The 23,769-nt window shown below is 47.9% G+C and carries 27 protein-coding genes; 18 read left to right on the top strand and 9 right to left on the bottom strand.

The features are described 5' to 3' along the window. Positions 1-4 precede the first annotated feature (4 nt). The 14 genes from BMY75_RS04605 (at position 5) to purD (ending at position 9,568) form a co-directional block, all read left to right on the top strand. Positions 5-721, top strand: coding sequence for an IMP cyclohydrolase (locus BMY75_RS04605; RefSeq protein WP_074830430.1), 717 nt, complete (start codon positions 5-7; stop codon positions 719-721). Next, a complete protein-coding gene (locus BMY75_RS04600; RefSeq protein WP_074830427.1) occupies positions 721-1,125 on the top strand; it encodes a hypothetical protein in 405 nt (134 codons plus the stop codon). The genes BMY75_RS04605 and BMY75_RS04600 overlap by 1 nt, the downstream gene beginning before the upstream one ends. Before the next feature lie 9 nt (positions 1,126-1,134). Further along, positions 1,135-1,659, top strand: a complete 525-nt coding sequence (locus BMY75_RS04595; RefSeq protein ID WP_139199708.1) for a TFIIB-type zinc ribbon-containing protein — start codon at positions 1,135-1,137, stop codon at positions 1,657-1,659. 23 nt (positions 1,660-1,682) lie between these two features. Then, a complete protein-coding gene (locus BMY75_RS04590; protein ID WP_074830422.1) occupies positions 1,683-2,279 on the top strand; it encodes a TFIIB-type zinc ribbon-containing protein in 597 nt (198 codons plus the stop codon). Between the two features lie 6 nt (positions 2,280-2,285). Beyond that, on the top strand, positions 2,286-2,822 hold the full coding sequence (locus BMY75_RS04585; RefSeq protein ID WP_074830420.1) for a TFIIB-type zinc ribbon-containing protein: 537 nt from the start codon (positions 2,286-2,288) through the stop codon (positions 2,820-2,822). Between the two features lie 66 nt (positions 2,823-2,888). Then, on the top strand, positions 2,889-3,404 hold the full coding sequence (locus BMY75_RS04580; RefSeq protein WP_074830417.1) for a TFIIB-type zinc ribbon-containing protein: 516 nt from the start codon (positions 2,889-2,891) through the stop codon (positions 3,402-3,404). Between the two features lie 34 nt (positions 3,405-3,438). Further along, positions 3,439-3,975 (top strand): CbrC family protein, encoded by a 537-nt coding sequence (locus BMY75_RS04575; protein ID WP_074830415.1) that lies wholly within the window; start codon positions 3,439-3,441, stop codon positions 3,973-3,975. Between the two features lie 14 nt (positions 3,976-3,989). Beyond that, positions 3,990-4,661 (top strand): hypothetical protein, encoded by a 672-nt coding sequence (locus BMY75_RS04570; protein WP_074830412.1) that lies wholly within the window; start codon positions 3,990-3,992, stop codon positions 4,659-4,661. Positions 4,662-4,676: 15 nt separating this feature from the next. After that, on the top strand, positions 4,677-5,858 hold the full coding sequence (locus tag BMY75_RS04565; protein ID WP_074830410.1) for a phosphoribosylaminoimidazolecarboxamide formyltransferase: 1,182 nt from the start codon (positions 4,677-4,679) through the stop codon (positions 5,856-5,858). After that, positions 5,858-6,631 carry a hypothetical protein gene (locus BMY75_RS04560; protein ID WP_074830407.1) on the top strand — a complete coding sequence of 258 codons (774 nt, stop codon included), beginning with the start codon at positions 5,858-5,860 and terminating at the stop codon, positions 6,629-6,631. The genes BMY75_RS04565 and BMY75_RS04560 overlap by 1 nt, the downstream gene beginning before the upstream one ends. Before the next feature lie 197 nt (positions 6,632-6,828). After that, positions 6,829-7,050, top strand: a complete 222-nt coding sequence (locus BMY75_RS04555; RefSeq protein WP_074830404.1) for a hypothetical protein — start codon at positions 6,829-6,831, stop codon at positions 7,048-7,050. 122 nt (positions 7,051-7,172) lie between these two features. Further along, entirely contained in the window at positions 7,173-7,415 is a 243-nt protein-coding gene (locus BMY75_RS04550; protein ID WP_074830399.1) for a hypothetical protein, read from the top strand. Between the two features lie 33 nt (positions 7,416-7,448). Further along, complete coding sequence (locus tag BMY75_RS04545) at positions 7,449-8,189, top strand: hypothetical protein (protein WP_074830394.1); 741 nt, start codon at positions 7,449-7,451, stop codon at positions 8,187-8,189. Between the two features lie 23 nt (positions 8,190-8,212). Next, the gene (gene purD / locus BMY75_RS04540; RefSeq protein WP_074830390.1) at positions 8,213-9,568 is read left to right on the top strand and encodes a phosphoribosylamine--glycine ligase; all 1,356 of its coding nucleotides are present in this window, start codon (positions 8,213-8,215) and stop codon (positions 9,566-9,568) included. A 55-nt stretch (positions 9,569-9,623) separates the two neighbouring features. On the opposite strand, the gene BMY75_RS04535 is transcribed toward purD, so the two are convergent. The 9 genes from BMY75_RS04535 to BMY75_RS04495 all read right to left on the bottom strand — a co-directional run bounded on the left by BMY75_RS04535 (position 9,624) and on the right by BMY75_RS04495 (position 19,169). Then, positions 9,624-10,439 carry a tetratricopeptide repeat protein gene (locus BMY75_RS04535; protein ID WP_139199706.1) on the bottom strand — a complete coding sequence of 272 codons (816 nt, stop codon included), beginning with the start codon at positions 10,437-10,439 and terminating at the stop codon, positions 9,624-9,626. Positions 10,440-10,553: 114 nt separating this feature from the next. Beyond that, the gene (locus BMY75_RS04530; RefSeq protein WP_074830382.1) at positions 10,554-11,822 is read right to left on the bottom strand and encodes an O-acetylhomoserine aminocarboxypropyltransferase/cysteine synthase family protein; all 1,269 of its coding nucleotides are present in this window, start codon (positions 11,820-11,822) and stop codon (positions 10,554-10,556) included. Positions 11,823-11,836: 14 nt separating this feature from the next. Continuing rightward, positions 11,837-12,919 (bottom strand): hypothetical protein, encoded by a 1,083-nt coding sequence (locus BMY75_RS04525; protein WP_139199704.1) that lies wholly within the window; start codon positions 12,917-12,919, stop codon positions 11,837-11,839. 80 nt (positions 12,920-12,999) lie between these two features. Next, a complete protein-coding gene (locus tag BMY75_RS04520; protein ID WP_074830374.1) occupies positions 13,000-13,626 on the bottom strand; it encodes a hypothetical protein in 627 nt (208 codons plus the stop codon). Positions 13,627-13,630: 4 nt separating this feature from the next. Next, on the bottom strand, positions 13,631-14,011 hold the full coding sequence (locus tag BMY75_RS04515) for a DUF2085 domain-containing protein (protein ID WP_074830370.1): 381 nt from the start codon (positions 14,009-14,011) through the stop codon (positions 13,631-13,633). Beyond that, entirely contained in the window at positions 14,008-14,256 is a 249-nt protein-coding gene (locus BMY75_RS04510; protein ID WP_074830366.1) for a hypothetical protein, read from the bottom strand. The genes BMY75_RS04515 and BMY75_RS04510 overlap by 4 nt, the downstream gene beginning before the upstream one ends. Before the next feature lie 30 nt (positions 14,257-14,286). Beyond that, positions 14,287-14,949, bottom strand: coding sequence for a hypothetical protein (locus tag BMY75_RS04505; protein ID WP_074830361.1), 663 nt, complete (start codon positions 14,947-14,949; stop codon positions 14,287-14,289). 83 nt (positions 14,950-15,032) lie between these two features. After that, positions 15,033-16,472 carry an adenylosuccinate lyase gene (gene purB / locus BMY75_RS04500; RefSeq protein ID WP_074830358.1) on the bottom strand — a complete coding sequence of 480 codons (1,440 nt, stop codon included), beginning with the start codon at positions 16,470-16,472 and terminating at the stop codon, positions 15,033-15,035. A gap of 975 nt (positions 16,473-17,447) precedes the next feature. Beyond that, complete coding sequence (locus BMY75_RS04495) at positions 17,448-19,169, bottom strand: phospho-sugar mutase (protein WP_074830355.1); 1,722 nt, start codon at positions 19,167-19,169, stop codon at positions 17,448-17,450. A 277-nt stretch (positions 19,170-19,446) separates the two neighbouring features. Here BMY75_RS04495 and BMY75_RS04490 point away from each other — a divergent pair, with 277 nt between their 5' ends. The 4 genes from BMY75_RS04490 (at position 19,447) to BMY75_RS04475 (ending at position 23,437) form a co-directional block, all read left to right on the top strand. After that, on the top strand, positions 19,447-20,322 hold the full coding sequence (locus BMY75_RS04490) for an outer membrane protein assembly factor BamB family protein (protein WP_074830351.1): 876 nt from the start codon (positions 19,447-19,449) through the stop codon (positions 20,320-20,322). Positions 20,323-20,385: 63 nt separating this feature from the next. Continuing rightward, positions 20,386-20,889, top strand: coding sequence for an HD domain-containing protein (locus tag BMY75_RS04485; protein WP_074830347.1), 504 nt, complete (start codon positions 20,386-20,388; stop codon positions 20,887-20,889). A gap of 23 nt (positions 20,890-20,912) precedes the next feature. Further along, positions 20,913-21,908, top strand: a complete 996-nt coding sequence (locus tag BMY75_RS04480; RefSeq protein WP_074830344.1) for an alpha/beta fold hydrolase — start codon at positions 20,913-20,915, stop codon at positions 21,906-21,908. Next, positions 21,908-23,437 (top strand): YifB family Mg chelatase-like AAA ATPase, encoded by a 1,530-nt coding sequence (locus BMY75_RS04475; protein ID WP_074830340.1) that lies wholly within the window; start codon positions 21,908-21,910, stop codon positions 23,435-23,437. The genes BMY75_RS04480 and BMY75_RS04475 overlap by 1 nt, the downstream gene beginning before the upstream one ends. Positions 23,438-23,769 lie beyond the last annotated feature (332 nt).

The following is a 23,769-nucleotide window of genomic DNA, read 5'->3' as shown; positions in this document are numbered from 1 at the left end:
AAATATGAAAACACTTGACATTTATGAGGAACTGAAAGGCAATGCTTACCCCGGAAGAGGTATCGTTATCGGCAAGAGCGCTGACGGCAAGCACGCTGTTACCGCTTACTTCATCATGGGCAGAAGCGTGAACTCCAGAAACAGAGTTTTCACCGAGACCGAGGACGGCATCAAGACCGAGGCTGCCGATCCTTCAAAGCTTTCAGATCCCCATCTGATAATATATTCGCCTGTTAGGGTACTGGGCAACAAGACCATCGTTACCAACGGCGATCAGACCGATACTATATACGAGCTGATGGACAAGCAGCAGACTTTCGAGCAGAGCCTGCGCACCCGTGAGTATGAGGACGATGCTCCCAACTACACACCCAGGATCTCCGGTATCATGCACGTTGGCGACGGTCAGTACAACTATGCTATGAGCATACTGAAATCCGCTGACGGCAACCCCGACAGCGTTGAGAGATTCACTTTCACATACTCGACTCCCATAGCAGGTTTTGGTCATTTCATCCACACCTACATGGGTGACGGCAATCCTCTGCCCAGCTTTGAGGGTGAGCCCAAGAAGGTTACTATACCCAACGATATCGACGAGTTCACAAACGGTCTCTGGAACGCGCTGAACGAGGACAACAAGGTATCGCTGTTTGTAAGGTTTATCGATATTGAGACAGGCAAGGCTGTTTCAAAGATCGTAAACAAGTATTCAAAGTAATGGCACGCCGGCTGATAAGATATTTCTCTATAGCCCCCGGAAGCGAGTACACACTTGGTATGACTGAGGACGGCCGTTATGTTTTTGCAGGCAATATCGGCGGTACTCAGATGACCGAGCTTTATGACATAGGACGGGAGCGTTATGAGAAATTTACCGACCCCGCCAATAAAGGCAAGATACATGACATGATACAGGATGTGCATACCGAATGTCAGCGTATAGCTTTTCAGGGTTCCCGTGCGGAGCCTATGCCTGTGATGATACCCGAGCACAGAACTCTTGAAGAGCATATGGAGTATTTCCGTTTTATCAGTGAAAACCACGTAACAGGCGGCAGAGTTGAAGACGAGAGACTTATACTTGTCACCGATGACTGCGAGCGCTGTTTCGATCTGGACTAAGCTGATACCATGGAACTCAGAGCAATGAAATGCCCGAACTGTTCGGGCGATATAAAATATACTCCCGGCAAAGCCAAGGCGGTCTGCCCTTACTGCGATTCGCAGATACAGATAAGCATGACCGCCGAGGAGCGGGAGTTTGAAAGGTATACTTCAAGGCGAGCTCACAACAGGGACAAGTACTTCAAGGAGCTGAAAACATGGCGGGTGATATTTTATATCTCTCTGCCGCTGGCTGTTTTATCGGGGGTGCTGCTGAGTTTATCCGACAGCGCTTTTTTAGGGCTGCCTGCGATATTCTTTATATTTGCGGCATCGCCTGTGCTTCGTCTTGCGGCGCCCGATATCCCGAAAGATCTGGAAGGGGAGCTTTCCAAGAAAGAGAGACCCCTTAAAAAAGGTGCGCTTTACGGTATATTCATCGGGCTTGTACTGCTGGGCGGTGTTGTGACGGGCTTGATAAAAGATGACAGCAAGCCCGAGGAAGGTACGGCTTCAAGTTCGGCGGTATCTCAGGCTGATACAGCAGAATAAGTATCCTATGAGAGGAGAAAAATATGGAATACGTAGCTATGAAATGCCCGAACTGTGCGGGTGATATAAGGTATTCTGTGGGAAGTACCGAATGTGTATGTCCCTATTGTGATTCGCGCATCGCAGTGCAGAGGACTGCTGACGAACAGCGCCTTGCTGTATTGGAGGAAGAAAACAGGGGTCTTGATTACAGGGCTCATGTTGCCGAAGAACAGGAAAAGAAGCGCGCTGATTATGTCAAGAGCCTTAAAAGCTGGGACAGAACCAATTACATACTCATGGGACTGACTTTTGTGCTGGCGATAATCACTTTTGCTATCAATGATACTTCCAATGATGTAATGATGATATTTGGTCTGCCAATGTTCCTGATAACCATATTTGCCGCACCCATAAGGGCATCGGCTCTGCCTAAACGTCCCGAGGATATACAGAATGTTCGTGACCCCGGCGGAAAGGCAGGAAACACATTCAAGCTTTACGCGCTGTTTTTCGGTGCGATGATGATAGGTGTTATAATCGGAATGATAATTTCTCCCAACAAGGATAAGGACAAGACCGAGGAAACTTCCAGCGCTGTTGTAGCTCAGGCTGAGGAAACAGAAAGCGCAGATGAGTAATCTACTATGCAGATAACAGTTATAAAATGTCCGAACTGTTCGGGCGATATAACCTATGCCCCGGGTCAGCAGGTGACAAGATGTCCCTACTGTGATTCGGTGTTGAACATAAAGCCGGGACCTGATGCAGTCGCTCTTGAAAGAACCAAAAATAAATTCAAGGACATCGAGCATATCAGGGATGACTACGGCAAACGTGTACGGCACTGGAAAATAATCACTTATATCTATTACGGGCTGGTGTTGCTGCTGTCATTCATATCTTTAATGTTGGCAGACCGCTGCAGGAATCACTCAGATGGGTATAACCTTGGCAAGATAATACTGTTGATGGTATTTATTTTCTTTTTTGCAGTACCTCCGATCTTATCAAAAATGGTACCGACTCCCCCGAAAGAAGTCGCAGAGACGCTGAGGCTAAGATCAGGTCTGCTTGTTGCTATCAAAATAGCAATTACCGCATTTCTGTTTGCTTTGGCAGGTGGTTTGATAGCCGAATGCGTCATCGAATATATTGGACCATATCGTGCAGGCATGGGATAAAAAGCCTGGATAACAGGGGCTTTTGAAAAGGCTGAAAAAACAGAAAGTGAAGATGAGTAATATACTATGCAGATAACAGCTGTAAAATGTCCGAACTGTTCGGGCGATATAAAATATACCCCGGGTCAGGAGCTGACAAGATGCCCCTACTGTGATTCGGTGCTGAACATAAAGGCGGAATCTGATGCGGATGCCCTTGAAAGAACCAAAAATGAATTCAAGAACAGCGAGCATATCAGGTATGACTACGGCAAACGTCTTCAGCACTGGAAAAATACCACTTATCTCTACTACGGGCTGGTGTTTCTGCTGACAATATTTGCTTTTCTGTTTACAGTCATCTTCGAGAGTTCAGACGGGTATAAATTTGGCGAGATAATATTGTTTGTGGTATTAATATCCTTTATTGCAGTACCGGCGGTCTTATCAAAAAAGTTACCGACTCCTCCCAAAGTAGTCGAAAAGACGCTGAGTGTCAAAGCAGGATTACCTGTTGCTGTCAAAATGGCAATTACCGCACTTCTGTTTGCTTTGGCAGGTGCTTTCATATCAGTTTTACTCGATCATACTAATATTTTGTGATAGGCTGCAATAGTGTCCGAAAGTGAGGTATGATATGGAAAGAGAGTTCCCCAAGTTCAGGTATCACCCCGACCCCATAGGCACAGGGGCTTTCGAGAAAGCTGACGAAGCTAAGGTATGCGAATGCTGCGGTAAAGAGACTGAGTATTATTATCACAGTCCATTTTACAGCATAGATACAGTTGAATGTCTGTGCCCATGGTGCATAGCTGACGGCAGCGCCGCAAAGAAATTTGACGGCGAGTTTCAGGATGCCTACAGCTGTGAGGAGATAGATGATGGATCAAAGCTGGACGAACTGATACACCGCACTCCCGGATATCAGGGGTGGCAGCAGGAAGTCTGGCTGGCGCATTGTAATGACTACTGTGCTTTCGTGGGATACGTTGGCATGGAAGAACTTGAAAAAATGGGTCTGGCAGAAAGCCTTGAAGATATCTACCGCAAGGATGCGGCTATGTTCGATATCGATGTGATAAGAGAGAACATGGAAAATGAGAGCGGCTTGCAGGGCTACCTTTTCAGGTGCCTGCACTGCGGAAAGTATCAGCTTTATGCTGACTGTGACTGAACTTGTAGTTAAATATGAAACACAACAAATACGCACGCAACCGCAGGAAATTCCTGCTTATAAATATCTGCTTTTCAGCCGTTGTAGTGCTGCTGAGCCTGTTGGGTAACGACGGATTCGGTATACTGACGGCGACTGGCAGTCTGCTGTTTTGTTCGCCTTTATGGATCATATATTTTCTGGTGGTCTTCAAGATCAGAAAGCAGACAAGACGTTCAGATGCGCTGTATGGCGGCAATCTTGAAGAAGCTCTGGAAAACTGCACTGACTGTACAGAGGAGTACGCTCTGCTTGATAAGGGCATATTCAATTATTCTTCGTGCAGACTTTCGCTTTACAGCGATATATCCTGTCTGACACCGAGGAATTTCAATAATGCTCACCAGCTCTGGATATATGAGAATGGGGAAGCGGCTTCGGCTGTGACTTTTGGCAGCGAGGCGGAGCTAGATGGTTTTCTGGAAAAGATAAGATATATGTACCCCGAACTGACCATCTGGGAAAAAGAGGGTGTGCCTTCCCGCGAAGAACTGGACAGTATCGTACGCAGGGAATTTGGCGGAAAAGTTGCTGACCGTCTTGGAATTGCAAAGATGACAGACGGCGAGTATGCTGAACTCACTGAGGGAAAAGAAGTTGACGACTCCACAGGTACGCTTGTGGATAAGGATAAAGTAATATTTTAATCGGAGGTAATAACAATGGCAAATGAGATGCTTTTGAAGTACGGCTGCAACCCCAATCAGAAGCCGTCGAGAGTTTATATGGAGGACGGTAAGGATCTTCCTATCGAAGTTCTCAACGGCAAGCCCGGCTATATCAACCTGCTGGATGCTTTCAACGGCTGGCAGCTGGTAAAGGAGCTTAAAGCTGCTACGGGTATGTGCGCTGCTACTTCTTTCAAGCACGTATCTCCCGCAGGCGCTGCTATCGGCAGACCCCTGACAGAGACTGAGGCTAAGATATACTTCGTTGACGATCTGGGCGAGCTTTCTCCCCTGGCTTGCGCTTATGCAAGGGCAAGAGGTGCAGACAGAATGTCCAGCTACGGCGATTTCATCGCACTGTCCGATGTATGTGATGTTCCTACTGCCAAGATGATACAGAGAGAGGTATCCGACGGCGTTATCGCTCCCGGCTATACCGATGAAGCTTTGGAGATACTCAAGTCCAAGAGAAAGGGTACATACAATATCATCAAGATCGATGAGAACTATGTTCCCGCTGAGATCGAGCGCAAGCAGGTATTCGGTGTGACTTTCGAGCAGGGCAGAAACGAGCTGAAGATCGATAAGGCACTGCTTTCCAACGTTGTTACCGAGAACAAGGATATCCCCGATGACAAGCTGGAAGATCTGATGATCTCCCTTATCACACTGAAGTATACACAGTCCAACTCTGTATGCTACGTTAAGAACGGACAGGCAATCGGTATCGGTGCAGGTCAGCAGTCGAGAGTACACTGCACAAGACTTGCAGGCAGCAAGGCTGACAACTGGTGGCTGAGACAGAACCCCAAGGTAATGGCTCTGCCTTTCAAGGACGATATCCGCAGACCTGACCGCGACAACGCTATCGATGTTTATATCGGTGAAGAGTACGAGGACGTTCTGGCTGAGGGCGAGTGGCAGAGAATATTCAAGACCAAGCCCGAGCCTCTGACCCGCGAGGAGAAGAAGGAATGGCTGGCTAAGAATACTGATGTATGTCTCGGTTCCGATGCTTTCTTCCCCTTCGGCGACAATATCGAGAGAGCTAAGAAGTCAGGTGTGGCTTACATCGCTGAGCCCGGCGGATCTATCCGTGACGATAATGTTATAGACACCTGCAATAAGTACGGCATGGCTATGGCATTTACAGGTATCAGACTGTTCCATCACTAATGGATAAAAAGATACTAATTGCGGCGCTGTCGGCGGCGGTGATCCTCACCGCCTGCGGCAAAGCCACCGATGAAAAGTCGGGAGAAAGTGCCGCAGTAAAGGACAGCAGCAAGGCTGTTACCGTTGAGGAAAGCAGCAGTATAGCTGAGGACAGCAGTGAAGCAGAGGCAGAAAGCAGCGAAGCCGAGGAAAGCTCGGCAGCTGAGACTGAAGCCCCTGCCGAAAGCGCACCCGAGGTATCGAGTGCGGCTGAAACTGATTCTTCCAAAGCCGAAGAATCTGCACCCGCCGAACCTCAGATAGTCCACATGAACGGCACAGGCTACAGTTTTGATATTGACCTTGCAAAGTGGGTGGACGCTTCTGCCACCGCACAGATAAATGCAGTTGACGGTTCCACCGAGGGTATTGAGTATATCTTTGGCTGGCTTGGCGACAACAGTTCGACCTGTGTGCTGGCTTCAAATCAGACATCAAATGACATTTCACAGTATGATATCGACGAAGTAGCCCAGCAGTATATTGAAAAGGAGGCTCCTCCCGCAGGGCAGACCCTTATCGACTGGAGTACACTTGAGATCAACGGCAGAAACTGGATACGCAGAGAGTACACTCTCGATTCGTCTGCTTTCGGAGCTGAATCCAGGATATTGCAGTACACGGGCTTCAACGGATATACAGAACTGAATGTCTGCTTTACGATAACCGAAACTAGTGTAGCGGATATCGACAATGATCTGCGCGACCTTATGTGGTCGGTGCAGTTTGAATAGCGGCAAGACCGCACAGTAAGGAATTTATGCGCATGACGCATAGTAAGGAAAGTAAGTAACCGACATAAAGTTTTCCATACCGTCGCCGTTTTTTGTATTTTAAAAATGCATAAGCGGGGGAGATATGGGAGATCGTTATGCCGTTACAAATAAAATTTCAGCCGGAAAGTCCGGCGGCATGAATGGAGTAATGTAAAATGAAGAAGTTTAGTAAGGTAATGATCATCGTGGCTGCTTTTGCAGCAATGGCACTGTCTGCTTGTGGCAAGGCAGAGGAAAAGGCAAACGATTCCAAGCCCGCAGCACAGGCTGTAGTTTCTGATGACGTTGTTGTTACTGACGAAGAGACCACTGATGACGAGACTACTACCGAGGAAGAAACTGTGACCGAGGAAGAAACTATCGTTATCGCAGACTGATCCCGCATAAAGCGGTACGTTGGACGGCGGCAAGGGGTCGCCGGGAAAATAATGCGCATGGCGCATATATCTGGAAAGTAAAATTTAGCCGAAATATCGGCACATGAATGGAGTAATTTAAAATGAATAAGGTATTTACAAGAGTAATGATCATCGCTGCAGCTGTAGCTGCTATGTCTCTGACCGCTTGCGGTAAGAAGGAAGAGGAGAAGGCTAACGATTCCAAGCCTGCTGCTCAGGCTGTTGTTTCTGACGACGTTATCGTTACCGATGAGGAGACCACCGATGACGAGACTACTACCGAGGAAGAAACTGTGACCGCAGAGGAGACTCTCGAGGTCGAAGAGGTCGTTGAGGCTGAATAATCTCATAAAATTTTGACAGAAGTGTGGTTTGAAATGAAAAAGATCGCTATCGCTGCTCTGGCAGCAGTCATGGCTGTCGGTCTTGCTGCCTGCGGCGGCAAGGAAAGCAAGGACGGCTCGGGCAAAAAGGACAGTAACTCGGGGGGCGCAGCTCCTTCGGGCAATACTCCCGGCATAGTAGTTATTGACCCGAACGAGGGCAGTCCTGCGGCTGACGGAACTGTGGCTGCGGACAACTCGGAGGCGGGAGCTGACGATAAAACGGTAATTGAGATCAAAGACCCCGATAATGCGGATACAACTTCTTCGGCGGCGGAAAAGAAAAAGGAGACCAAGCCTGTCTTTACAGTAAAGGCGGACGACAAAAAGTGGGAGACCACTCAGGAATCCTCTTCTGCAATGTCGATAGTATACAAGGCAGATGATATCGCTGACGCAAAGGACAACTGCTCGATAATGATAAATTCCCGCGTGGTGGAAACTATGGCGGAAATGACTCTGAGCGAAGTCGCTGATGCGGTGATAGATTCCAAGGGTCTTAAAGATGATATCGAGATAACCGACCGCGGCGATACGAAGGTCGGGGGACACGCAGCTTATACTGTCAGCGGAGTATACTCCGTTGACGGCATATCCTTCGATCTGGATATCAGCATACTTGCTGAGGACACCAGTGTTCTTGAGGTGTGGGTGATATCCTACGATCAGTGTACCGCAGCAATGCGGGACAACTTCAATGAAGTGCTGAAGACCATACGTTTCTCAAAGACCTGATAAATTCAAAAGGAGTGTTTTAAATGAAAATACTTGTAGTCGGCGGCGGCGGACGCGAGCACGCTATAATCGCTAAGCTTGCGCAGTCCCCTAAAGCTGAAAAGATCTACTGCACCCCCGGCAACGGCGGCATATCGGCTATGGCTGAATGTTTTGACGTTGGTGCCACCGACATTGACGGTGTTGTTGCACTGGCTAAAAAGCTGGCTGTCGATCTTGTAGTAGTAGCGCCCGATGATCCGCTGGTACTGGGCATGGTCGATGCTTTGCAGGCTGAGGGCTTCAGGACCTTCGGACCTAAGAAGGCAGCGGCTATAATCGAGGGTTCAAAGGTATTCTCCAAGGAGCTGATGAAGAAGTACTCTATCCCCACTGCGGGCTACGAGGTATTCAATGACAGCGAATCTGCCATAGCTTACGTAAAGCAGCAGAACACTTATCCTGCTGTTATCAAGGCTGATGGTCTTGCACTGGGCAAGGGCGTTATACTTGCACAGAACGAGCAGGAAGCTGTTGAAGCTATCAAGGAAATGATCGACGGCAAGAAGTTCGGCGACAGCAGTACCACAATTGTTGTTGAGGAATACCTCACAGGTCCCGAGGTATCTGTACTCAGCTTTACCGACGGTAAGACTGTTGTTCCCATGATATCCTCCATGGATCACAAGAGAGCACTTGACAACGACGAGGGTCTGAACACAGGCGGAATGGGTACTGTTTCACCCAATCCTTACTACACCGAAGCCATCGCTAAGGAGTGCATGGAGAAGATCTTCCTGCCCACCATCAATGCCATGAATTCTGAGGGCAGAACTTTTGAGGGCTGTCTGTACTTCGGACTTATGCTCACTCCCAAGGGACCCAAGGTCATCGAATACAACTGCCGTTTCGGCGATCCCGAGACACAGGTGGTACTGCCTATGCTGAAGACCGATCTGGTTGACATCATGGAAGCTATCTACGATCATAAGCTGGGCGACCTGAACGTTGAGTGGTCGGAGGGCAGCTGCGCCTGCGTTATCATGGCAAGCGGCGGATATCCTCTGTCCTATCCCAAGGGCATCGAGATCAAGGGTCTTGACGCTAAGGGACAGGTGGACGGTGCACAGGTATTCCATGCAGGCACAAAGCTTGCTGACGGTAAGTTCCTCACCAGCGGCGGACGTGTTCTCGGCGTTACAGCAAAGGGTCTGACCCTGAATTCGGCTCTTGAAAAGGCTTATGAGGGCGTTGAGAAGATCAGCTTCGAGGGTGCGCACTTCCGTAAGGATATCGGACAGCGTGCATTAAAGGCTCTCGATAACGACCCTCTCCATCTCGGCTACAAGGACGATATGGAAGATTACATCGAAGAAAACGGCGTTTATCTGCGCCAGTAATGTATTCTTATAAAGCAAAAGGACTGCTGTGAGGCAGTCCTTTTTTTCATGACATTCAGTTCATTCGGTCGAGGATATACTCTTTGCGCAGTTTGAGAGCATCTTCGTCCATGCCTTTGGCGGAGAGTTCTGCGGCTTTGTCGAAATACTCACAGACTTTCTGCTTATCGCCGCGCTTTGCGGCACATCGCGCCATAAAAATGTAAGCGCCGACAACATCATCACTTTTATCGCTTTCAAGCAGTGGTGCTATAAGAGTTTCTGCTTCATCAATATCACCGTTTGCTATCGCACGGTTTATCTTAAAACATTTTATGGATACATTCATTAGATCATTTTTCTTCTTTTTGCTGTCAATGAACTTCATGGCATCGTTATAGTAGCTTTCAAGCTTATCTGTTTCGTTCAGATAACTGCAAGATGTGATACGAAAAGAATAGTATTCCATTATGCCCGTATCGGTGATGCTTGGGTCATCAAGTGTGGCTTTGCTGAATTTATCCAGTATATCCATTGCCTTGTTAAACTCTGATTTTTTCTGATAATAACCGGCAAGAACGACCACAAACGTATTTATAAAAGGTATCTTGATGCCGCTGGGCTCCATATTATTCAGATGCTCTTCCAGTTCTTTAATTGTTTCAGCGGATAAACTGCCATTTTTTGCTTTTGCTTCTGCTTCTATTCGGGTCATTAATTCATATTCTTTCTTGGTACTTTTCACTCCGCGGAATGTAGAAATACCGTGTACAATAATTGTTGCCAGCAGAGCTATGACCACAGTAAAAACAATACTATCTATGCCCCAAAAATACTTTGCCGCGAAATAGTAAATAATGCCAACGCACAGAATACGTATTATAGATGACATTAAATAACGGGGATATGATAATATAAATAGCTTTACAAAATATCTCATTTTATCTCCTCATCAAAAAGCGCGGAAAACCAAAGTCTTCCGCGCATGAATAATCAGTATCAGCGATCAGATAGCCGCAAATGCCTGCTTGAGGTCGTCGAGGATATCCTCAACATTTTCAAGACCAACGGAGAATCTTATCATGCCGCCGTCGATGCCTGCTGCTACCAGCTGTTCCTCAGTCAGCTGACGGTGAGTTGCGGAAGCGGGGTGCAGTACGCAGGTACGGATATCTGCAACGTGAACCTCGTTGGAAGCCAGTTTCAGGCTGTCCATGAACTTAACAGCAACAGGTCTGCCGCCCTTGATGGAGAAGCTGATTACGCCGGAAGCGCCCAGAGGCAGGTACTTCTGAACAAGAGGATAGTACTTGTTGCCCTCAAGACCGGGATAGAACACGCTCTCTACCTTGTCGTTGTTGTTGAGGTAATCAGCAACTATCTTTGCGTTCTCAACATACTGCTTCATGCGGACATGGAGAGTTTCCAGACCCAGATTCAGCAGGAAAGAGGAGTTAGCAGCGGGGTAGCAGCCGAAGTCTCTCATCAGCTGCATACGAGCCTTTACGATGAAAGGAGCAAAGGGGTACTTCTCGGTATAAACAGTGCCGTGATAGCTCTCGTCAGGCTCGGTCATGCAGGGGAACTTGCCGCTTGCTGCCCAGTCGAACTTGCCGCTGTCAACGATAACGCCGCCTACCTGAACAGCGTGACCGTCCATGTACTTGGATGTGGAGTGAATAACGATATCAGCGCCCCACTCGATAGGTCTGCAAAGTATAGGAGTAGCAAAGGTGTTGTCAACTATCAGCGGAACGCCGTTTGCGTGTGCAGCCTTTGCGAATTTCTCGATATCCAGTACAGTCAGTGAGGGGTTAGCGATGGTCTCGCCGAATACCAGCTTTGTGTTGGGCTTGAATGCAGCCATCAGCTCTTCCTCTGTGCAGTCGGGGTCTACCCAGATGCACTCGATGCCAAGTTTCTTCATGGTGATGCCGAACAGGTTGATAGTACCGCCGTAAATAGCTGTAGAGGCGATAAAGCTGTCACCGCTCTCGCAGATATTGAGTATAGAGCAGAGAGAAGCAGCCTGACCAGAAGAGGTACACATAGCAGCCACACCGCCCTCAAGAGCAGCTATCTTCTTTTCAACTGCGTCAGTAGTGGGGTTCTCAAAACGTCCGTAAATAAGGCTGAGGGTGGGGTCATCAAATACCGCAGCCACAGCATCGGTGGAGTCATAAACATAAGTAGTGCTCTGTACTATCGGCACAACTCTGGGTTCTCCGTTCTTGGGGGTATATCCCTCATGCAAACATTTAGTTTCGATCTTCATTAGTATCTGTCCTTTCAGTTATATTTATATGTCAAGCTGAATCCATTCAGCTTTATATCAAATTTTTCATTCACGTCATTAATCGCTTCAATACTGCTTTGGAGTTTCTCGACAGGGAAGTTGTCGAGCTCTAATCTACCCTCTATGCAGTTATCTTTGGGTGAACTTATCCAATCAGTTTCACCGAATGCTTCTTCGATATAGTCAGCCGCTTCATTGTACTGACTTGATGGTTCTGTGCACTGTATGCGCACTAATATACTTCCTGTGTCATAACTATAAGGTGAATTGCTGTTCTGTTCTTTATACACCGAAGTCGGCAGATCAGTCTTTGTGACTGTTATCCTGTTTTCGCCTTTCTCTGACAGCTGGGGCACAAAGCTGCTTTCGATATCTTGATTTATCCCATCAGCGTCGCTCTTTACTGTTAAAAAACGCAATAATATCATTCCATCGCTGCCCATGTATCTGATCGAAGCTTGGAAAGCATCATACTTTTTGAGTATAGCCTCATATTTTGCAGTATTGAAACTGTTGGGTTCTATACAGGCATTCACCAGTGAAATCCCTGCCGAAGCCATTTTTGACTCCGATGGTCTTTTCCAATCCTTGATCTCATCAGGGAGATCTGCTTTTGGTATTACTGCATAAAACCAGCGCTTCACATTGTCATCGGTCATGCCATCTTCTGTCTTTGTGATGTTCAGCATCACTTTTGTTCCGCTGATAAGCACGCGGTCGATAACATATTTGTCACCGCTGCTTCCTGCTCCTGTTTTTGCAAACAGGGTGTACTTGTCAAAGTCGATGTCGTCGAATTCAGGTACATCACCGCAGAAGCTTTTGAATATTTTGTATTCCTCTGTTGAATCAACCATGTAATCATATTTCATTATCAGACTACTGTACTGTACGTGACTGATTATTCCGGTGGACAATTTTTCGTCAGAGATTTCTGTCATACTGTCGGGAATATCCGGTGAAACATCTGAAGATACCTGCTCAGCAGTATCATTCACAGCAGAAGTCTCAGCTTTGCTTTCGGCTTTGCTGTCATTATTTGAAGCACCTGCACAGCCTGCAAGTGCTAATGCCAAAATCAACGGAAAGATCTTTTTCACATTATCACCTCGTCAAATAACTCAGATGTCACAGGTCGTATGGGATTTCGTGCCTTTCACCTGCAAAAACTATTATAATCCACCTTGCTCATGCTGACGGCGCTTTCCATAGCTATACGCGCCGCTTCGGTTATATCCATAGTCTTGCCCGCCGCGAATACTGCCTTTTGCAGGGCGATGCCGTATATGATGTGCAGTTCGCCGTCTGCGGCATACTTGCTTGCTATGCCGTTAAGGGGGAGCCACAGCTGTTTCAGGTAGATGCCCATATCATCGCCCACTTCGCAGGCGCGGGGCTTTCCGAAATTCTCGCCGCCCACGGTATAGGATATGTAGCGGAATATGTCATTGACATCGGGCAGCTTGCCGCCCTTCTGCTTGACAGCACCGCCTATCATTGACCATACCGAGTACTTCTCGTTCACGAGAGGTTCGTTTATGAGGTCGCCGAAATAGAATTTTCTGCCCTGCTTGTCGGTCATTATCGTGAACACCTTGTCCTCGGAAAGATCGTTCTTTTTCATGAACATCACGCGCACATCTTTCTGGCACGAATATCCTGCCAGCGCACCCACTGCGCATATCAGCGACTGCGGGTGTATCTCCGCCTGACCGCCCCGCATGGCATTTATAAGGCGTTCGAGTATCTCGTCTGCCGCTTTCTGATATTTAGTTATATCCATTTGATCACTCTCTGTAAGGGATTTTTTTGCGTAAGTATCCGACTGCCCGCCGTATGGCTGAAAAGTACAGCACCGCTGTCCCGAAGCCGCCTGCTATGCCTGTGACGAGCCGCCGCGGGTTCGTTGATTCTTTTAAGCCCAATGCCTGTAATACCCAGTCCGCCAGCATTACTTCACAGCAGCACAATGCCGCCCAAGGTGAGATACGCTTCTTTGCCGCAAAAAGTGCTAAGGTCTGCCCGATGAACACCCCTGTGCATCTTGCGCACACAGGGAACTGCCAGCGACCCAGAAAAAAGCTTCTGTCCGCCCGCTGGTGACAGCCGCACCGCGCACCACACTCCATGGTCTTCAGCCAGAGCCGTTCCTTTTTATCCTCGGTCATATCTTGAATTTCTTGTTGCAGCTGGGGCATACCCAGTATGCGCGGGTCTTTGTTTTGGTATCCATTCCGCAAAGACCGCAAAGCAGTCCGATGGGACCCATAAGTATATATCCGCAGATACCGCTGCAAATGCCGTAATCTCCGCCTGTTGTGGTGGTCTCGTTGATTATCTGGCAGTTGGGGTAGCCGCATTTCGGGCAGACCTTTCCGCCATAGTAACCGCTGTTATCATATCTGTTTCTCATTTTTGTTCTCCTGTTTTATATTCTCTTTATTCAACTTTTTCTACACCGCTTTGCTCTGTTTACACTGCCGAGTATCAGACATATCAGGTTGATGACTATACTTATGTCAGTGAGTATGAGAAAGCAGTCAAACATATTCACGGGTATATACTGTGAGTCGATCAGAATGAGCAGAAATGCGACCACTGCGGAAATATTCAGCACCACGGTGATGACAGCTAACATCTTTTTAGGACTTCCTGCGGGGCGGTGTTTTTTGTAAAGGCTCTTTATCCCGTGAATAATCCATACCAGGTCAAGCACTCCGCACATTGCAGATCCAAAAACAGTTACAGCAAGACCGAGATCTCCTGTAGGGAAAAGTATCATGCTCGCAAGGAATATCAGATGGAGCAATACCGTAAAGAGAATCCGCTTCTTTATTGAGAAGCTTTTGCGCACCGCCGGGCGTATCATCCATAACGTGTCTGTTACAGCACTTATGCCGCCGAAGAAAAGGAAAAATATATATTCTCCGATATCTCCGAGAAATCCGCCGTCGCTGTCTATTTTTGTCCCATAATATACGGCGGTGATATTCGCCGCTAAAGTGATTATCACGGCAAGTATTTTTCTCTTGCTAAGTAATCCGGAGCTAATTTGTGTATCGGCGTTTGTGTTTGATACTTCGCCGCCTCTGTCATATCTGCTCATTTTGTTATACTCTGTATTATGCCGATGTTCCCGCGAGGAAATATCCACCGCGGGTCATTGGCAGTTCAGTGTCAGATATATTGTTATACGTTGATCTCCGCAACATCATCGGAAACGCCGTTAGCATCGATGATGGGCTTTACAACGTTAGCTATGAACTCATCTACCTGCTGAGGGCATCTGCCGATGTAGTTCTCAGGCTTCATTATCTCAGCCAGCTCTTCTCTTGTTACCTTGAAGATGGGGTCAGCAGCTATCAGGTCAGCCAGATCATTGTCAAGACCGTCCTGCTTAACATGAGCACCTGCGATCATGGAGAGCTCTCTGATATGCTCGTGAAGCTCCTGTCTGTCACCGCCCTTTTCGCAAGCGTCCATTATGACATTCTCGGTAGCCATGAAAGGCAGTTCAGCCATAACTCTCTTGGTTATGATCTTGTCGTATACCACCAGACCGTTCTCAGGATCGGTAACGTTCAGCATGATGTTGAGTATAGCATCAACACCGAGGAATGCCTCAGCTACGGAGATACGCTTGTTTGCAGAGTCGTCCAGAGTTCTCTCGAACCACTGTGTACCAGCTGTGAATGCGGGGTTCAGTACATCGCACATAACGTATCTTGCCAGTGAGCAGATACGCTCATCTCTCATGGGGTTGCGCTTGTAAGCCATTGCGGAAGAACCTATCTGGGTCTTCTCGAAAGGCTCTTCGATCTCCTTGAAGGACTGGAGAAGTCTGATATCGTTGCCGAACTTCATAGCACTCTGAGAGATTGCAGCCAGTACCTGACATACAGCGAAGTCAACCTTTCTGGAATAGGTCTGACCCGATACGGGAACTACTGCATCAAAGCCCATTTCCTCAGCTATCAGCTTTTCAAGCTCCTTTACCTTGTCAGTATCACCGTGGAAAAGCTCCATGAAAGAAGCCTGTGTACCTGTTGTACCCTTGGAGCCCAGCAGCTTCAGTCTGCCAAGCTGGAAATCAAGGTCTTCCAAGTCCATTACCAGCTCGTTGCACCAGAGTGTTGCTCTCTTGCCCACGGTGGTCAGCTGTGCGGGCTGGAGGTGTGTGTAAGCCAGACAAGGCAGGCTCTTGTACTTGTCAGCAAACTTAGCCAGCTGGTCGATGACCTTAACGAGCTTTCTCTTTACGATGGTCAGTGCATCACGCATGATGATAACATCAGTGTTGTCGCCTACATAGCAGGAAGTAGCACCCATGTGGATGATACCCTTAGCGTTGGGGCAAACCTCACCGTAGGTATGTACGTGAGCCATTACATCGTGGCGGAATTTCTTCTCATACTCAGCAGCCTTGTCGTAATCAACATCGTTGATGTGAGCAGCAAGCTCATCTACCTGAGCCTGAGTAACGTTAAGACCAAGCTTCATCTCAGCCCTTGCAAGTGCTACCCAGAGTTTTCTCCAGGTGGTGAACTTTTTGTCAGCAGAGAAGATGTACTGCATCTCCTTGCTGGCATACCTTGTACAGAAGGGGGATTCATAGCTGTTAGTTGACATAGTCATTACCTCTTTCATATAATTTCGGGTGAAAACCGATCTTTTCCGCGATAACACCCATGCACGGCATGAAAAAAACAAGTCAGCGGGTGCATGAGGGCATCAGATAAATTTATTATAGCATACTATTTAATAAATGTAAAGATATAGACGGATAAAATATCGGAAATTGGGCGGAAACTGCAACGGAGGGGAGCATATCGCGGCAACAAATCTGCGCACCAGACAAACTATGCCGCGAATCAAAGCGCGCGGTCAAGCCTCGCGCTAGCAGGCTTGCGGGAGCGCGAGGGCAGAGCCCTCGCATCAAGGCACAAAGCCAAAATGTATAGCGAACTATAAGAGAACAGCAAACTTCCCGTCATGTCAAAAAGGCGCGGCAATAACCAAATTACGAGCGTGAACCAAACTTTGACATACGCACAAACATAGTCCGTAAAATATTGCCGCGCCCGGAATCAACGGCGGTACGCTCGTTGATTTTTCGACCCGAGGAACGAGGGGCGATAACTCGCAAACTATCGATAACAGCGAATCCACGACTAAACAAACAAATCTATACCGATGATATAAAAATCTGACTATCCCTTTACCACACCACTTAAAATGCCGGAATAACAGGTATATATTATGCTGACGTTATCTTTTCCCCCGCCGCAGGCGGGGGAAAAGATAACCGCCAAACGCTCATTATATTCCTTTGATCGTTTTTAAGTCAGGTATGTCAGCGGGATAACCCCCAAAAAATACTACCAAAAATATACGAAACAATACGACCGTATACCACTTCATACCAACGTATACGACCGTATACCAAAAATGCCGATAAAGATATAGACAAAGAAAAAGATAAGGATAAAGATGAAGAAGAGGATGAGGATAAAGATCACCCCCGCCCCCAAAACACAAAAATATCTGATAACAGCAAATAAAAATACCCGCAAAGACCACTGTCTCTGCGGGTAATAATATTTATCAGAAGCCGAGTATCTTCTTGAAGTCTGCCTTCAGAGCAGCTTCGGTCTTCTCAGCAGCGGCTCTTGTATCACCGATAGCGGTGTAGTAAGCCTTGATCTTGGGCTCTGTGCCGGAAGGTCTGATGATAACGCTTGCGCCCTGTTCAAGCTCGAATACCAGTACATCGGACTTGGGCAGAGTAAGAACAGTCTTTGCGCCTGTTGCGATATCTGTCTGCTCGGAAACCTTGTAGTCTGCAAAAACGGTGACTTTCAGTCCGCCGATTTCCTTGGGACCGTTTGTTCTCAGACCAGCCATGATCTCCTTCATCTTCTCCATGCCGCTTGCACCCTCGCACTGGAAGGATTCCTGGCTGTGGAGATAGTTGCCGTACTCATTGTAGAGGTTCTCTCTTGCCTGGAGCAGTGTGATGCCCTTTGTGCGGTAGAATGCTGCCATCTCGCATATCAGCATGGAAGCTACAACAGCGTCCTTATCTCTTACATAAGAACCTGCAAGATAACCGTAGCTCTCCTCGTAACCGAAGATGTATCTGTCAGCCTCGTTGTCCTTCTCTAAGAAGCCTATCTGCTCACCGATGAACTTGAAGCCTGTGAGGACGTTTCTCAGCTCAACGCCGTATTCCTCAGCTATCTTGCGGCAGATATCGGTGGTAACGATGGTCTTTACTGCAACTGGGTTCTTGGGCATGGTGCCGAGTGCTGTTCTCTCCTGGCAGATGTACTTCAGCAGCATAGCGCCTACTTCGTTGCCCGAGAACAGTACATAACTGCCGTCGGGAGCGGGAACTGCGATGCCTACACGGTCGCAGTCAGGGTCGGTAGCCAGCAGCAGATCGGGCTTTACGCTCTCGCAGAGTTCAAGGCCCTTAGCCAGTGCTTCCTTGATCTCAGGGTTCGGGAAAGGACAGGTGGGGAAATTGCCGTCGGGGTTCTCCTGCTCGGGAACTACTGTTACTTCCTTGATGCCGATCTTCTTGAGTATTGCTCTTACGGGCTTGTTGCCTGTGCCGTTGAGAGGTGTATATACTACCTTCAGACCGCTGTCAGCAACCAGATCGGTATGTATGCCCTGCTCAGCTACCTTGTCGAGATACTTATCGATAACGTCCTGACCGATATACTCGATCATGCCGCTCTTCAGACCCTCTTCAAAGTCGATGAACTTAGCACCGCCGAACATATCAACGGATTCGATCTTTTCGGTAACTACATTGGCAGCATCGATGGTCAGCTGGCAGCCGTCCTCGCCGTATACCTTATAGCCGTTGTACTTTGCGGGGTTATGGGATGCTGTTACCATAACACCTGCCTGACAGCCCAGTTCTCTAACTGCCCATGAAAGGCAGGGAGTGGGCATGAGCTCCTTGTAGATGTAAGCCTTGATGCCGTTTGCCGCCATAACAGCCGCAGTAGCCTTGGCAAATACGTCCGACTTTATTCTTGAATCGTAGGAGATAGCAACGCTTGCATTCTTGAATGTCTGGTTGACATAGTCAGCAAGACCCTGTGTTGCACGTCTGATAGTATAGATATTCAGTCTGTAGGAGCCTGCGCCTATTACTCCACGCAGTCCGCCTGTACCGAATTCAAGGTCTCTGTAAAAACGGTCGAGGATAGCTTCGTCATCGCCCTCAACGGACTTAAGTTCAGCTACGAGGTCGGGATCTTCCACAGCCTTTTCACACCAGAGCTTGTAGAGTTCAGTTTCTTTGCTCATTATTATCACCTCATCAGTTATTTCTTTCCACACCACGGAAAATCGATCATCTTTATCCTTGTAATGTGCAGAAGTATTCTGCACGTACATACTATATTATACCATAATAAAATAATTTTTCAAGGGGGATAGATTTTTTTTAACATTCATAAGCAATCAAACTAACGATTTTTGGATATTCAACAAAAATCTTTGGCTAAACAGCTTGATTATTGGAAACTTTTGTGGTATAATTACAGTAAACTTATTACGATATCAAGACCGAGGAGAGAACGAAATGTTTATAAGACAAATGAAGGCTTCAAACAGCGGCAGATTCTTCCTTGCGGCGGAATTTGAGAAAAAGGTGGCGGCTTTCGATGCATCTACTGGCGAAAAGCTTGGAGAGTACGAAACAAAGCTGGATTTCGGCGGTGACAGGCTGTGCATGACCGATAGCGGGAAGTATTTCGCGGCGGCAGCTTACGGCAGGTTCGGCATAACTCTCTACGAGGTGGAAAGCGGCAAAGCTCTCTGGAATACAAAAGAGGTCAAGAAGATACAGCGCTTATTTTTCAGTGCCGATGACAAGGTGCTTTACGCCATAAACGCTTCATCGGTGCTGTATACCATATCCCTTGAAGACGGCAGTATAATATCCACCGAAAAGGGCGTTGAAAAGCTGTTCCCCGACAGCGGGAATGAGATAAAGATGGATCACAAAGGACGGCTCACATGGGCGGGGGCAGTTGTCACATCCCCAAAAAGCCTGATGAGTTTCTGCTTTGGCGGCGGAAGGGTGTACAGCTCGGTGTTTCAGGGCGGACTGCGGTGCCATTCACTTGCGGGGGAAGAGCTCTGGACAGCTGAAAACGAGCCCGGCTCCCATTACACCGATATCAGCTATGTGGAAAAGCATGACAGCATAGCCTGCTTAGGCTACAGGTTCGCTGAAAGGGGCGAGCGCTCTGCATTTTTCCTTGATGTATACTCCGCTGAGACCGGTGAAAAATTATACAACCTTGATATTGACGTAGGCTGTGAGTTCGTGTTCACCGAAGGTGGCGAAAAGCTCATCAGCAGTACGGGAAATGTGGTGACTATCGGAAAAGATAGCTGTACTGTGGAAGAAAATGTTTATGAGGACTTTGATAAAAAGCGGGAAGAGGAATGACACGGCAAACAGATAGCATGGCAGCGCTCGCCTGATCATCAAAACCTTTAGGGAGGAATAAAAATGTCGGAACAGTACGTGCGGCAGTACACTAGGATAGACGAAGTCCGTGAGATCGTCGATACGCTTTTAAAACAGATAAAGGACGAGGAGCAGAAGCGCTGTGCGTATATCCACCTTTACGGTGTAGGTCTGATGGCGGCGACTATCGCTATTAAACAAGGCTATTCCCGTGAAATGGCAGAACTTGCGGAGACAGCGGGGATACTCCACGATCTTTACTGCTATATCTATCCAGATGAGGATACCGCAGACCATGCCCACAAATGTGCGGAGTATGCGATGAACGAGATACTTTCGGGTATCCGAGGTTTCAGCGATGAAGATAAACGGCTGATATACGGCGGTATATACAATCACAGTGACAAGGATGTGACAGGAGATTCATTTGATGAGATCATCAAAGATGCGGACGCATTGCAGCATTCTTTGCGCAACCCCTGTGAAGATCACTTCTTTCAAAAAGAAAGGACACAGCAGGCTCTCAGGAGACTGTTAAATAAATAATAAACTGTGAGGAGGTACAAACTATGTCAAACAGCGAATACATCACCGAGAAAAAATATTTCCCGTCCAGCGATACGGGAAAGAAGATATACTATGAGATATACACCAAAAAGGGCTTGCAGCCAAAGGCTGTTATACAGCTGGTTCACGGTATGTGCGAGTACGTGCGCCGCTACCGCGGTTTTGCAAGATGGCTGAACGATAACGGCTATCTGGTGGTGGGAAATGACCATCTGGGACACGGCATGACTGCCGCTAAGCTGGCTGAGGAAAAGGACGGTGTCATCGACCCTAACGAGAACGATGAAAGAGGTTTCATCAGCGAGCGCAAGGGCTGGCAGCACTGTCTGGCGGATATGCACCGCCTCACCAGAATAATGAAAAAGCAGTACCCCGACCTGCCTTACTTCATGTTCGCCCACAGCATGGGAAGTCTGCTGGGCAGGGCTTATGTAACTTCATATCCCGATGAACTGGACGGTGTTATTTTCAGCGGCACAGGTGCGCTGCTGGGTGTTGAACCTCAGCTGATGCTTTATTTGCAGGGCATAAGAAAAGTCAAGGGCAGCAGATTCAGACCGCCCCTTACAGATAAAGCCATGTTCGGAAAATACGGCATATACAATTCAAAATCGGGCGGCGACTGGCTCAACCGCGACGAGGAAGAACTGAAAAAATATTATGCCGACCCCTACTGCAATTTCAGCTTTACGGTGAACGGCTTTGAAAATCTGGTGGGTGTGAACTACTATGTCAACAGGAACAAGTGGTTCGAGGAATACCCGAAAGAACTGCCTACCTATATAATATCGGGCAGTAAAGACCCTGTGGGCGACTGCGGCAAGGGAGTGCTGAAAGTATACAACAAGCTCCGCCTTTACGACTGCGACGCTGAGATGAAGATATACAACGGCGCAAAGCACGAGCTCATTAATGAACTCAACAAAGAGGAGGTATACAGGGACGTACTGGATTTCTATGACGGTATAATGCCCGAAAAAGCAGAGGGCGAAAGCTGATGTATGCGCGGATAAACAGCCTTGGTCTGCTGGGGCTGAATGCTTTTCCCGTGACGGTGGAGATAGAGAGCTCCGAGGGGCTTGAATCCTTTGATATCGTGGGAATGGCTGATATCTCGGTAAAGGAGAGCCGCGAGAGGATACGCTCGGCTTTCCGAAGCAGCGGAATAAATTTCCCCGAAGCAAGGGTGCTTGTGAATCTCGCACCCGCCGATGTTAAAAAGACAGGGGCGGTGCATGACCTTGCCATAGCGGTATCTGTGCTGAGGATAATGGGGATATCCGACAACGAGTATATGCAGAAGTCGGTGTTCATAGGTGAAGTAGCGCTGAACGGCGAGATACGGGCGGTTCAGGGCGTTCTGCCCATGACCATAATTGCGAGAGAGAAGGGCATGGACAGGATATTTGTGCCTATCGATAATCTGCGTGAAGCATCTGTTGTTGAGGGCATTGACTGCATGGGCGTGGGTTCTCTTGGTGAGCTGGTATATCATCTGGCGGGCAAGGCGGAGATAGTTCCCGCACAGCCCTACAAGCCCGAAAAAGTCAGCTGTTACGGCAATCTGGACTTTGCCGATGTCTGCGGACAGAGCTTTGCAAAGCGGGCACTGGAAGTTGCGGCGGCAGGAGGTCACAACGTGCTGATGGTGGGTTCTCCAGGCTCGGGAAAATCCATGCTTTCAAAGCGTATGCCCTCGATACTGCCTGCCATGACCTTTGAGGAATCCATCGAGACCACGAAGATACATTCGGTGGCGGGGCATATCGATAAAAATGCACCGCTTATAACGGTGAGACCTTTCCGTGCGCCTCATCATACGGTGTCAACAGCGGGTCTTGCAGGTGGCGGGAGCATACCCAAGCCCGGTGAGATATCCCTTGCACACAACGGATTGCTGTTCCTTGATGAAATGGCTGAATTTTCACGCGCGTCGCTGGAGATACTGCGCCAGCCCATCGAAGACCAGCAGGTGACAATATCCCGCGCTTTCGGCACCATAACCTACCCCTGTTCCTTTATGCTGATAGGCGCCATGAATCCCTGTCCCTGTGGATATTTCGGGCACCCCACAAGAAAATGCATATGCTCACACAAGCAGGTGGTGAACTATCTCAACAAGATAAGCGGACCTCTGCTGGACAGATTTGATGTGCATATCGAAGTAGAACCCGTTGAGTACGGCGACCTGTCATCGCCCCAGAAAGAGGAATCCTCGGCGGCGATAAGAGAACGTGTGCAGAAAGCCAGAGATATCCAGACAGCGAGATTTGAGGGGACTTCCATCACCTGCAACGCGCGGATAACTCCCGACAGACTGCACGAATACTGTCAGATGACAGATGAAGCGCGGAATACTCTGGGAAAGGTGTTTGATAATCTGGGTCTTTCGGGACGTGCCTACGACAAGATGATGAAAGTGGCGCGGACGGTGGCTGATATGGACAACAGCGAAATGATAACCGAAGCCCACGTTATGCAGACGGTGATGTACAGAAGTCTTGACAGAAAGTACTGGAACGAGTAATAGCGCTGTTGCTAAATGAATAATGAAGAATGAATGGTGAATAATGAATAGTCAAGGTATCGCCTGCGGCGATGATCTTAAAGTCGTCTGTGAAGCGGAACCTTTGATTATTCATTATTCTTTTTTTTGTTTTAACGGAGCATTTTTTGTTGTGGATATCCCATAGATCCACACCGCATATTTTGTGCAAACAAATGTTTTTATATTTTACTCGGACATATTTCTGCAAGAGTTGTACAAAAACGTACAACTTTTCCGCCCAAAATGGGTGATGGTAAGAATACCTTTTTTATCGGTCGATGACCGTTTATATAAAGTCTTCCATGCGCACG

This window comes from Hominimerdicola alba, from assembly GCF_900109655.1.
Classification (GTDB): Bacteria; Bacillota; Clostridia; order Oscillospirales; family Ruminococcaceae; genus Hominimerdicola; species Hominimerdicola alba_B.
Note: the sequence above shows the minus strand (reverse complement) of the source record. Positions and strands in the feature narration are given on the sequence as shown.